We start from the raw sequence: 12,349 nt of genomic DNA on the forward strand, positions 1-12,349 counted from the left end.
CATGTCGCAGGGCGCGTCAGCGGTCGAGCACGAGCGGCTCCGACCCTTGCGCGGGCCGCGCGACGCACAGCAGCGCGCAGCCGGGTTCGACCGGCGCATCGGGCGCCTGCTCGTAGTCGACCGCGCCGGACAGCACGCGCGTCGCGCACGTGCCGCACGACCCGGAACGGCATTCGGACGGCACGGCCACGCGCTGCCCTTCCGCGAATTCCAGCAACGTGCCGTCGGCGGGCGTCCATGCGGCATCGCGGCCCGTGCGCCGGAATACCACCGGCACGCTCGCGACCGGCGCCCCGGTCGTGCGGGTCGCGCTGCGTGCCACGCTCGACGGCCCGAACGCCTCGAAGCGGATGCGTTCGTCCGGCACGTTCAGCGCGCGCAGCCCGTCGTACAGGTCGCGCATGAACGCCGACGGCCCGCACAGGTAGAAGTCGTAATCGTCGAACGTCAGGAGCCGCTTCAGTTGCGCGAGGTCGATGCGGCCTGCCTGCGCTGCCGAGCCATCGTGAGGATGGCTGTCGAACCAGTGGAGCGACAGCCGTGCGTCGGCGGCCGCGATGCGTGCCAGCTCCGCCGCGAACGGCCGGTCGGCCGCGTCGCGCGCGCCATGCACGAACACCACGCGGCGCGATGGCCGATCGTCCGCCAGCGCGCGGCGCAGCATCGCGGTCATCGGCGTGATGCCGATGCCGGCCGACACGAGCACGGCCGGGCGCGGGCTCGCGAGATCGAACGTGAAATGCCCGCGCGGCATCTGCGCGTCGAGCGTCATGCCCGCCTGCGCGTGATCGTGCAGCCACGCCGACACGCGCCCTTCGCGCTTCACGGTGATCCGGTAATGCGTGCCGCCCGGCGCATCGGAGAGCGTGTAGCTGCGGATCGTCGGCGCGTCGCTTCCCGGCAGCGCGACGCGCAGCGTCAGGTGCTGCCCGGCTTCGTAGGCGGGCAATGCAGCGCCGTCCGCCGGTTCGAAATGGAACGAGCGAATCGCGCGCGCTTCGTCGACGATCTTCGCGATGCGCAACGGCCGCCATGCGGGTGCGGGTGCGGGTGCGGGTGCGGATGCCGATGCCGATGCCGATGCCGATGCCGATGCCGATGCCGATGCCGATGCCGATGCCGATGCCGATGCCGATGCCGATGCCGATAGTGATTCTGATGCGGGTGCGATGACCGATGCGGTTGAAGTCTGCACCAACCCGCCCGCCGCACCCGCACCCGCGCCCGCCGCCATCGCCGCGAACTGCGGCGCACGTTCGACCGCCGACCACCGGAACGGCAGCACCGCGCGCATGCGCCGCACTTCCCGCACATGGAACCGCACGACCCGCTGCGCGCCGTCGAACGACGCGACGAGCGGCCCGTCCCACACGATCTCGGCGCGCGCGGCCACAACCAGCAGGTCGCCGTTGTCGAAATCGACGAACAGCAGCCCCGCGCGCGGATCGTGCTGCAGGTTGCCGAGCGTGTTGAAGAAGCGGTTGCCGCTGAAATCCGGCGTCGTCAGCGTGTGCGCATCGTCGACGCGCACGAAGCCCGGCATCCCGCCGCGATGCGACACGTCCGCGCCACGCGCAGCGCCCGCGTCGGTCGACATGTTCGCGCTCGCGACGAAAAACGTATCCGCCTGCGCAAGCAGCGCTCGATCGGCGTCGTTCAACGCGTCCGATACGTCAGGCCCGGCGGACGCGCCGGCTTCCCGGGCGATGAACGTCGGCTTGCGTCCCTGGATGTACTTCGCGCAGTTGCCGAAGCTCTGCTCGACCGCGATCGTCAGCGCATCGCCGTCGACCGCGCGCACGACGCCGTTGACACGATTGCGCCGCCGCGTATCGAATTCGATCCCGAGCCCGCCGAGCGGCGCGCCCGGCTGCCACGCGCCGTCCAGCGGATCGCCCGGCAACGCGTGCGCCGCGATGCGCAGCGTACGCGGGTCCGGCGACGTCACGAACCCCGGCGCGCCGGCCCGCAGCGTCGCCCACGGCTGGCCGTTCGCATCGACGCCGCCAAGCACGAAAAACGGCAGTTGCGCGAAAAACGTCCGGTGCTGGTCCGGCATGAAACGCCGGATCCCGCGCCGGCCGGCCGAGCCCGCGGCCTCCGTCACGCCCGCGCGCTGCTGCACGGCAAGCTCTCCCGCGTGAAACGGCGCGGTATCGAGTTCCCAGCCCGGTACGACGGCGGTCGGGGTGTTCATCGCGTTCTCCATGGGCAGGCGCGGCGTCGGTGGGCGTTACGCGGCAAGCAGGCCGGCGCGTGTCGTCGGCATCGCAACGAAGCCCGGCAGCGCCTCGACGCGTGCCAGCCACGCACGCACGTGCGGATACGGTTCGAGCGACACGCCGCCTTCCGGCGCGTGCGCGATGTACGAGTACGCGGCAACGTCCGCAATCGTCGGCTGCGCACCGGCCGCGAAAGGCTTGCCGGCCAGCTCGCGATCGATCACGTCGAGCACTTTCGCGGCCGTACGCTTGGCCGCTTCGTGGTCGAGCTTCGCGCCGAACACGGTCACGAGCCGCGCGGCAGCCGGCCCCGCTGCGATCGGCCCAGCCGCATACGAGAGCCAGCGCTGCACGACGGCCGCGCCGGCCGGGTCGTCGGGCAGCCAGTGCGCGTCGCCGTAGCGCTTCGCGAGGTACACGAGGATCGCGTTCGAATCGGCGATCACCGTGCCGCCGTCGTCGATCACGGGCACCTGCCCGAGCGGATTGAGCGCGAGGAACGCCGGCTCGCGCTGTGCGCCGGCCGCGAGATCGACGTCGACGGTCTGCGAAGGCAGGCCGAGCAGCGACAGGAACAACCGGACGCGATGCGCATGCCCGGACAGCAGGAACGAGTAGACGCGAATCGGCGAAGCAGGCTTGCGGACGGCAGACATGGAAAACACTCCGGAATCTCGCGCCGCCGGGGATCGGCGACGAACACCTGCAGCGTAGCGCTCGCCGTTCGTCGCCAGAAGACGGATAATCGTGGAAACATTATCCGCTTCCATAGGACAATCGACGATGGCCGATCTGCGCGACGTGAACCTGAACCGGCTGGCGGTCTTCGTCGCGGTGGTCGACGCCGGCTCGCTGACGGCCGCGGCCGAGCGGCTCGGCCTAGCGAAGACGGTCGTCAGCACGCACATGCAGCGCCTCGAGTCCGAGGTCGGCGCGAACCTGCTGGTGCGCACCACGCGGCGGCTGAGCGTGACCGACGCCGGGCGGGCCTTCTACGACGCGTGCCGCGACATCGTGCGCGCCGCCGAAAGCGCGCTCGACGCGGTGTCGTCCGACGCGGGGCCGCTGCGCGGCACGCTGCGCGTGAGCGTGCCGATCGACTACGGCGCGCTGGTCGTCGCGCCTGCCGTCGTCGCGTTGCGCGACCGGCATCCGGGCCTCGACGTCGAACTCGTCGCGAACGACCGCGTCGTCGATCTCGTCGCGGACAACCTCGACGTCGCGATCCGCATCGGCCGCCTCGCCGATTCGAACTATCGCGCGGTGCAGCTCGGCACCTACGAGAAATGGCTGGTCGCGAGCCCCGCGTTCGTCGCGCGCCACGGGCGGCCGCAGGATACCGATGCGCTCGCCGCGCTGCCGTTCGTGATGCTGTCGACGCTGCCGCGCCCGCATACGCTCGAACTCGAAGACGCGAACGGCGGCACCGCTTCGGTGCGCTGTGTCGCGCACGTCGTGTCGAACACTGCCACCGCGTGCCGGGCGATCGTGCTCGCGGGCGGCGGCTTCGGGCTGCTGACGGACTTTTCGACCGACGACGACGTCGCGGCCGGCCGCCTCGTGCGGCTGCTGCCCGCGTGGCGCTCGGCGCCGGCCGGGATCCATGCGGTGTATCCGTCGACGCGGCTGCCTTCGCCGAAGGTGCGGGCGTTCATTGATGCGATGAAGCAGAGGATCGACGACACGCGGCCGGCACGCAAGACGAAACGCGAACGCTAGCGCACGCCGAATTCCGTTGCGGCTGCGCGCCGCGCCGTTGCCGGCCCGCGCATTCCATTCCTCCGATGTATCGCGACATCCTCGCGACCACGCATCGCCATGCAAGGCGCTCATGCGCGGCATGAAAACTAATCGATTGTTGGCGCCCCGGATCGACGCCGACAATCCGCTGCATGCCCCCTCGTTTGCGGTACGGGCCACTCCCCCTCCCAATCGGCACGTCACGATCCATGAACCATCCAGTCCCCCTCTCCCGCATCGCCGAGGCCCGCACGGCCGCGCCGGCACCGTTCCTTGCCCGTCCCCGCACCTGCGGCGAAGCACTCGTCGACCTGCTCGAACGTTATGGCGTCGAATGCGTGTTCGGCATTCCCGGCGTGCATACCGTCGAGCTGTATCGCGGGCTCGCCGACTCGTCGATCCGCCATGTGACGCCGCGCCACGAACAGGGGGCCGGCTTCATGGCCGACGGCTACGCGCGCGTCACGGGCCGGCCGGGCGTCTGCTTCATCATCACCGGGCCGGGCATGACCAATATCGCGACCGCGATGGCCCAGGCCTACGCGGATTCGATCCCGATGCTGGTGATCTCGAGCGTCAACGCACGGCGCGAGCTCGGCAGCGGCGACGGCCGCCTGCACGAGCTGCCGTCGCAGCGTGAAGTCTTCGCGGGACTCACCGCGTTCTCTCACACGCTGCTCGACGCGGCCGACCTGCCGCAGGTGCTCGCGCGCGCGTTCGCGGTCTTCGAAAGCGCACGGCCACGGCCCGTGCACATCGAGATTCCGCTCGACGTGATCGTGATGCCGGCGCCCGCGCTGCCCGCCGCGCCACCCGCGCTGCCCGCCCGCCCCGCACCGGACGCCGGCGCGCTCGCGGCGGCCGCGGACCTGCTCGCCCATGCGCGCCGGCCGCTGATCCTGGCGGGCGGCGGCGCCGTGCATGCGGCGGCCGAATTGCGCGAGCTCGCCGAACGCCTGCACGCGCCGGTCGCGCTGACGATCAACGCGAAGGGTCTGCTGCCGGCCGGCCATCCGTTGCTGATCGGCTCCACGCAATCGCTGCCCGCCACCCGCGCGACGATCCGCGACGCCGACGTGGTGCTCGCCGTCGGCACCGAGCTCGGCGAAACGGATTACGACGTCACGTTCGACGGCGGCTTCGCGATCGATGGCCGGCTGATTCGCATCGACATCGACGCGCAGCAGCTGATGCGCAATGCCCGCGCGGAGATCGCCATCGCCGGCGATTCGCGGCTGGCGCTCGGCGCGCTGTCGACCCGCCTGCACGAAAAACCGACGACGCCTCCCGAAGCCGGCTGGGGCGCGCCGCGCGTGGCCGCCGTGCGCGTCGCGATCGCGGCGGGCCACGACGGCCCGGCGCGCGCGCAGGCGCGGCTGATCGACACGATCGTCGCGGCGCTGCCTGGCGTAATCGTCGCCGGCGATTCGACCAGCCCCGTGTACGTCGGTAATTTCACCCACGACGCGCACGCACCGCGCAGCTGGTTCAACTCGTCTACCGGCTACGGCACGCTCGGCTACGGGCTGCCCGCCGCGATCGGCGCGAAACTCGCCGCGCCCGCACGCCCGGTCGTCTGCCTGATCGGCGACGGCGGCCTGCAGTTCACGTTGCCGGAGCTCGCGAGCGCGGTCGAGGCCCGCGTGCCGGTGATCGTGATCGTCTGGAACAACCGCGGCTACGGCGAGATCCGCAAATACATGGTCGCGCGCGACATCACGCCGATCGGCGTCGATCCGTACACGCCCGATTTCCTGGCGCTCGCGCGCGGCTTCGGCTGCGCGGCGCACGCGGCCGCGACACCCGACGCACTGGCCGCCACGTTGCGCGACGCCGTCGCGCGCGCGATCCCGACCGTGATCGAGATCGACGAAGCGACATGGTTCGAGCAGGTGCAGCAATGAGTCAGGCCCCCGATTTCCACTTTGATCCGCCGCTGCGTACCGGGCTTTTCATCGCCGGCGCGTGGGGGGCCGGCGCCGACGGCGCCACGTTGCCGATCGTCGATCCGTCGACTGAAGCGGTCCTCGCGCATGTGGCTGCCGGCGGCAGCGCGGACGTCGAACGTGCCGTCCAGGCCGCGGCCCGCGCGTTTCCCGGCTGGAAACGCACGACGGGTGCCGCGCGCGCGGCCCTGCTCCGCGCGATCGCGCGCGGCGTCGACACGCACCGCACACGGCTCGCGACGCTGCAGTCCTTCAATAACGGCAAGCCGTTCGCCGAAGCGGAGATCGACGTCGCCGACGTGATCGCCACGTTCGACTACTACGCCAGCCTCGCGGAACGCATCGACACCGACGGCGAAACCGAGGTCGCGCTGCCCGGCGACGACCACCGCGCATGGATCCGGCGCGAACCGGCCGGCGTCGCCGCGCTGATCGTGCCGTGGAATTTCCCGATGGTGACGACCGCGTGGAAGCTCGCGCCGGCGCTCGCGGCCGGCTGTACCGTCGTGCTGAAGCCGTCCGAGATCACGCCGCTGCCGGAACTCGAACTCGTCGCGATCGCCGCCGCAGCGGGCCTGCCGCCCGGCGTGCTGAACGTCGTGACGGGCACCGGCCCCGACGTCGGTGCCCGGCTGTGCGCGCATCCGCTCGTCGCGAAGGTGTCGTTTACCGGCAGCACGGCGGTCGGCGCACAGGTCATGAAAACGGCCGCGGACACGATCAAGGGCGTCGGCCTCGAACTCGGCGGCAAGTCGTCGATCATCGTGTTCGACGACGCCGATCCCGACCACGCGGTCGAGCTGATCGCGGGCGGCGGCCTGTTCAACGCGGGGCAGATGTGTTCGGCGACCTCGCGCGTGCTCGTCGCCGCGCCGCTCGCCGACGACCTGATCGCACGCCTCGCGCGGCGGATCGACGCGACCGTCGTCGGCCCGCCGTTCGCGCCCGGCGTGCAGATGGGCCCGCTGACGAACCGCGCGCAATACGAACGCGTGAAGCGCCACATCGCGCAAGGCCGCGCCGACGGCGCGCGGCTCGTGACGGGCGGCGACGTGCCCGCCGGCCCCGGTTACTTCATCCGGCCCGCGCTGTTCGCCGACGTGCCGGCCGACAGCCCGCTATGGCGCGACGAAATCTTCGGGCCGGTGCTGTGCGTCCGCACGTTCGATACCGAGTACGACGCGATCGCGGCCGCCAACGATACCGAATACGGGCTCGTCGCGACCGTCGTCACGCGCGACGCGGCACGCGGCAAGCGGGTCGCCGACGCGCTCGAAGCAGGCGTCGTGTGGATCAACACGCCGCAACTGATCTATCCGCAAACCTCATGGGGCGGCTACAAGCGCAGCAGCGTCGGACGCGAGCTCGGCCCGTTCGGGCTGGCCGCATTCCAGGAGATCAAGCAGGTCATGATGCCGGCCCGCTGAGGCCGTCCGGCCCATGCGTTTATGTCATGCCGCGCATGCGGATATTTCGTTTGTTGCGGAAATTTGACCTCCCTACAGTTCATCCACACCCCGCGCCGCCGTTCGGCGACCGGCATCGAACCACCCGGCATCGTTCATCAGGAGACGGCCATGCAACACTTCAAGGCGGGCAGAAGGCAGGTGATCAAAACCCTCGGCACGGCACTCGCCGCATCCGCTCTTCCGATGCCGTTCATCAGTACTGCGAAGGCACAGACGAGCAGCTTCGCGGGCAAGACGCTGCGTATCCTCACCTGGTCTGACGATACCGGTGCGGCCGCGCTGCGCAACATCGCGGAAACGTTCAGCAAGCAGACCGGCGCACGCGTGATCGCCGACCGCGCGGACGGCACGTCGGGCATGGTCGCGAAGGTCAAGGCCGCCGGCGAGCGGCCGACCTACGACGTGATCACGCTGGCCGGCGTCGGTGCGGCCGGCCTCGCCGATGCAGGCCTGCTCGCGAAGCCGGACCTGAACCGGCTGCCGAACCTGAAGGACGTCGCGCCGCAGTACCGCACGGGCGCAAACGGGTTCGGTGTCGGCTACCTGCTGTGGTCGGACGGGCTGATCTACAACACGTCGACCGTCAAGACCGCACCGGCGAGCTACGAAGCGCTGTGGGATCCGAAATATGCGGGGCGCCTGTTTCTTCCGCCGCCGGAGTGGGCCGAGGCGGTCGATCTCGCGATCGTCGCCGCGAAGCTGGCCGGCGGTTCGCAGCAGAACATCGAGCCGGGCTTCCGCAAGCTCGCGGCGCTCAAGGATCGTGTGATGACGCTCGGCGAAAACCCGAACCAGGTCGCCGACCTGTTCCGCACCGGCTCGCTCGACATCGGCGGCATCTATTCGCCCGCGTTCTTCCCGGACCAGATCCGCAAGCCCGACTACAAGATGGGCGTGACCTACGGGATGAAGGAAGGCTTCGCGACGCAACTGATGTTCACGGTGATTCCGAAAGCGCACCCGGGCGACCTCGACCTGATCCATGCGTTCATCAACCACACGCTCGACGCGGGCGTGCAGGGCCGGATGGCGGCGGACGTGCTGAACGGGCCGGTGAATTCGAAGGCCGTGATCCCGGCGGAAAGCCGCGCATTCGTGCCGTCGCCGCAGCAGATCGCGGAAAAGGCCATCCTCCACGACGACAAGGCGCTCGCCGTCGTTCAGCCGGCGTGGATCAAGCGCTATACCAGCCTCTTCGCGGCCTGAAGACATGGCCTCGCTGCCTTCCTCCCGTCACGCGGAACCCGTCGCCGCCGGCCCGGCCGGCGGCGCTTCGGTCGCCGCTGCCGCGCGGCCCGGCGTGCCGGCGTGGCTGCTGCTTGCGCCGATCCTCGCATTCCTCGCGGTGCTCGCGGCGGCAACGCTCACCGTGCTGCGGATGAGCGTCGGTACGCCGGGCGACGAATGGCGCACGTTCACGCTGCAGAACTACGCCGACCTCGCCGACCCGTACTTCATGCACTCGCTGTGGCTCACGCTGCGCCTCGCGTTCCAGAGCATGGTATGCGCGGTGCTGCTCGCGATCCCGGTCGCGCTGGCGATGGCGCGCGCCGAATCGCGGCTCGCGCGGCGGCTCATGCTTGCCGGCGTGCTGCTGCCGCTGCTCGTCAACCTGCTGCTGCAGGGTTACGGCTGGCTCGTGATGCTCGGCCCGGCGGGCCTGCTCAACCGCTCGCTGCTGGCGGCCGGCGTCATCGAACGGCCGCTGCAGCTGCTGTACCGCGAACACGGCGTGCTGCTCGGGCTTATCCAGACCGCATTCCCGCTCGCCGTGCTGCCGCTGTCGAGCGCGCTGCGTGCCGTGTCCCGCGCGTACGACGAAGCCGCCGCGACGCTCGGCGCGACGCGCTGGCAGACGCTGCGGCACGTGACGCTGCCGCTCGCGATGCCGGGGCTCGTGTCGGGCGCACTGCTCGTGTTCGCCTACAACGCGAGTGCCTTCGCGGTGCCGCTGCTGCTCGGCGGCCGGCGCGTACCGATGCTCGCGGTGCTCGTGCATGACCAGGTCGCGCCGCTGCTGAACTGGCCGGCCGCGTCGGCCTCGGGTGTCGTGCTGATGGGCGCGACGCTCGTCGTGATGGCGGTTTCCCAGCGCCTCGTGCGCGCCCTGCAACGTGACGAGGTGAGCCGATGAATGCCCTTCTGCCGCGAGCGCCGCTGCCCGGCCGTCTGAGCCGCGCGACCGGCACCCTCGCGACGCTCGTGCTGTGCCTCGCCGCACTGCCGATCGTGACGATGATCACGATGTCGTTCGGCTCGTCGGGCACGCTCGAATTCCCGCCGCGCGATTTCAGCCTGCACTGGTACCGCGCCGCCTGGCAGACCTTCGTCACCGCCGATGCCGGCAGTGCGCAATCGATGGGTGCCGCGCTGACGACGAGCCTCGTCGTCGCGATCGCGACGATGCTGGTCGCGACTGCGGTTTCGGTACCCGCCGCCTACGCGCTGTCGCGTTATCGCTTCCGCGGCAAGACGTTCGTCGAGCAGCTCGTCGCGCTGCCGATCGTCTATCCGCTCGTCATGCTCGGCCTCGCGCTGCTGCTCGTGTTCAACGCACTGCCGGTCGAACTCGGGCTCGTGCGGCTCGTCGTCGCGCACGTGATCCTGACGCTGCCGTTTACCGTGAAGAACTGCGCGGCATCGGTCGCGTCGATCGGCCCGGAATTCGAGGAAGCCGCGTGCCTGATGGGCGCGAGCCCGCGCCGCGCGTTCGTCGATGTCGTCCTGCCGCTGATGCGGCCGGGCGTCCTCGCCGGCATGCTGTTCGCGTTCATCGTGTCGTTCAACGAGTTCACGGTGACGTTCTTCCTGTACAGCGTCGACACGATGACGCTGCCGGTCTGGCTCTACAGCCGCACCGTGTCGTCGCTCGACCCGACCGTGTTCTGTTTCGCGGTGTTCACCGTCGCGATCGATTTCGCGCTGATCTGGATGCTCGAAAAACTCGTCGGCGACAAGGGCGTTGCGCTCTGATACGCGCACGACTCCGCCCTCGCCCATCCAAGGACTCCCCATGACCCAGCTCACCCTTCAGAGCGTGACGAAGCGCTTCCACCACGCGTATGCCGTGGATCACGTCGACCTGTCCGTGCCGGACGGCAAGCTCGTCTGCTTTCTCGGCCCGTCGGGCTGCGGCAAGACCACGCTGATGCGGATCATCGCCGGCCTCGAGACGCCGACGTCGGGCACGATCACGTTCGCCGGCCGCGACCTCACGCACATGCCGGCCAACCGGCGCGACTTCGGCATGGTGTTCCAGTCGCTCGCGCTGTTCCCGCACATGACGGTCGCGCAGAACATCGCGTATCCGCTGCGGCTGCGCAAGACGGCCAGGACGGCTCAAACGCAGCGTGTCGCGGAGCTGCTGGAACTCATCCAGCTTCCGCACCTGGCCGACCGGCTCGTCACGCAACTGTCGGGCGGGCAGCGCCAGCGCGTCGCGATCGCACGCGCGATCGCTTCGTCTCCGCGCCTGCTGCTGCTCGACGAGCCGCTGTCGGCGCTCGACGCGAAGCTGCGCGAGGCGATGCAGGTCGAGATCCGGCTGCTCCAGCAACGGCTCGGCATCACGACGATCATGGTCACGCACGACCAGCGCGAAGCGATGACGATGGCCGACGAGATCGTCGTAATGGAGAAAGGCCGCATCCAGCAGGTCGGCCGGCCGCTCGATATCTATCGCGATCCGGTCAACGAATTCGTCGCGGATTTCATCGGCCTCGGCAACATCCTGCCGGTCGCGCGCGACGGCGACGACGCGATCGTGCTGCCGGGCGGACAACGGCTCGCGATCCGGCGCGCGCCCGACGCGCCGCGCGCGGACGACGCCGTGCGCCTGCTGATTCGCCCCGAGGACGTGTGCGTGCGCGCGGCCTCGGTCTCGCCGTCCGCGCCGAACACGCTCGCCGGCACGGTCACGTTCGTGCGCGACGTCGGCGCGTCGATCGAGGCGACGATCGATTGCCGCGGCTTCACGCTGACGGCAGCGACGACGCCGCGCGAAACGCCCGACCTGCACGTCGGCATGCCGGTCGCCGCCGAGCTACCCGCGCATGCATGCAAGCTGATCGCCGCACGCGGCGCCTGATTTCCGGTTCTTTCCCCAGCGCAGCAACAAGGACTCCATCATGAACGCATCGACCCAAGCCCACCGTCTCGTGCGACGCCTGCTCGCCCGCACCGCCCTCGTCTGCACCTGCGCGGCGGGTCTCGCCGCCATCGCGCCGCTCGCACATGCCGACGCACTCGACACGATCGCGAAATCCGGCGTCGTGCGCATCGGCGTGTTCGAGGACTACCCGCCGTTCGGCTCGATCGGCCCCGACATGAAGCCGCAAGGTTACGACATCGACATGGCGGCGCTGATCGGCAAGGCGCTCAACGCGAAGGTCGAGCTCGTGCAGGTCACCGGCGACAACCGAATGGCGTATCTCGCCGACCGCAAGACCGACATGCTGCTGTCGGTCGGCCAGACGCCGGAGCGCGCGAAGGTGATCGATTTCTCGAACGCGTATGCGCCGTACTATCTCGCGGTATTCGGCCCGAAATCGCTCGCCGTGAAAGGCACCGCCGATCTCGCCGGCAAGTCGGTCGCGGTCGCGCGCGGCACGCTCGAGGACCTGAGCGTGAGCAAGGTCGCGCCGCCGAACGCGACGATCAAGCGCTTCGACGATCCAAACGGCGCGATCGCGGCGTTCCTGTCGGGGCAGGCGCAACTGCTCGTGATCGGCAACGACGTCGGCGCGACGATCATCGCGCGCCATCCGTCGATCGATCCGGAGCAGAAGTTCTCGCTGTTCAGCTCGCCCGATCACGTCGGCCTGAACAAGAACGAGCCGCGCCTGATGCAGAAGGTCAATGACGCGATCGCCGGCGCGAAGAAAAGCGGCACGCTGAACACCCTGTCGCAGAAGTGGCTGCACGCGGCACTGCCGGCCGACCTGTGATGCGCGTCGCGCCCGCCCCGCATTCA

Annotated in this window: 10 protein-coding genes; 8 read left to right on the forward strand and 2 right to left on the reverse strand. The window is 69.9% G+C overall.

From position 1 onward, the window contains the following. Window positions 1-16 precede the first annotated feature (16 nt). Both PQB87_RS30220 and PQB87_RS30225 read right to left on the reverse strand, forming a co-directional pair. Window positions 17-2,197, reverse strand: a complete 2,181-nt coding sequence (locus PQB87_RS30220; RefSeq protein WP_489243151.1) for a pyridoxamine 5'-phosphate oxidase family protein — start codon at window positions 2,195-2,197, stop codon at window positions 17-19. 36 nt (window positions 2,198-2,233) lie between these two features. Then, window positions 2,234-2,878, reverse strand: coding sequence for a glutathione S-transferase family protein (locus PQB87_RS30225; RefSeq protein WP_021164120.1), 645 nt, complete (start codon window positions 2,876-2,878; stop codon window positions 2,234-2,236). A gap of 127 nt (window positions 2,879-3,005) precedes the next feature. Here PQB87_RS30225 and PQB87_RS30230 point away from each other — a divergent pair, with 127 nt between their 5' ends. From PQB87_RS30230 to PQB87_RS30265, 8 genes are all read left to right on the forward strand, one after another. Further along, window positions 3,006-3,941, forward strand: coding sequence for a LysR family transcriptional regulator (locus PQB87_RS30230; protein ID WP_059684677.1), 936 nt, complete (start codon window positions 3,006-3,008; stop codon window positions 3,939-3,941). A gap of 230 nt (window positions 3,942-4,171) precedes the next feature. After that, window positions 4,172-5,866 carry a 5-guanidino-2-oxopentanoate decarboxylase gene (locus tag PQB87_RS30235; RefSeq protein ID WP_489243152.1) on the forward strand — a complete coding sequence of 565 codons (1,695 nt, stop codon included), beginning with the start codon at window positions 4,172-4,174 and terminating at the stop codon, window positions 5,864-5,866. Beyond that, window positions 5,863-7,335 carry an aldehyde dehydrogenase family protein gene (locus PQB87_RS30240; RefSeq protein ID WP_489243153.1) on the forward strand — a complete coding sequence of 491 codons (1,473 nt, stop codon included), beginning with the start codon at window positions 5,863-5,865 and terminating at the stop codon, window positions 7,333-7,335. The genes PQB87_RS30235 and PQB87_RS30240 overlap by 4 nt, the downstream gene beginning before the upstream one ends. A 150-nt stretch (window positions 7,336-7,485) precedes the next feature. Continuing rightward, complete coding sequence (locus tag PQB87_RS30245; protein WP_059622354.1) at window positions 7,486-8,583, forward strand: ABC transporter substrate-binding protein; 1,098 nt, start codon at window positions 7,486-7,488, stop codon at window positions 8,581-8,583. 4 nt (window positions 8,584-8,587) lie between these two features. Continuing rightward, window positions 8,588-9,511, forward strand: coding sequence for an ABC transporter permease (locus tag PQB87_RS30250; RefSeq protein ID WP_489243154.1), 924 nt, complete (start codon window positions 8,588-8,590; stop codon window positions 9,509-9,511). After that, a complete protein-coding gene (locus PQB87_RS30255) occupies window positions 9,508-10,350 on the forward strand; it encodes an ABC transporter permease (RefSeq protein ID WP_021162908.1) in 843 nt (280 codons plus the stop codon). Before PQB87_RS30250 ends, PQB87_RS30255 begins: the two co-directional genes overlap by 4 nt. Before the next feature lie 40 nt (window positions 10,351-10,390). After that, on the forward strand, window positions 10,391-11,464 hold the full coding sequence (locus PQB87_RS30260) for an ABC transporter ATP-binding protein (protein WP_489243155.1): 1,074 nt from the start codon (window positions 10,391-10,393) through the stop codon (window positions 11,462-11,464). A gap of 40 nt (window positions 11,465-11,504) precedes the next feature. Beyond that, entirely contained in the window at window positions 11,505-12,323 is an 819-nt protein-coding gene (locus tag PQB87_RS30265; protein ID WP_021162906.1) for a transporter substrate-binding domain-containing protein, read from the forward strand. Window positions 12,324-12,349: the final 26 nt, after the last annotated feature.

It is taken from the genome of Burkholderia sp. KL41 (genome assembly GCF_057005415.2).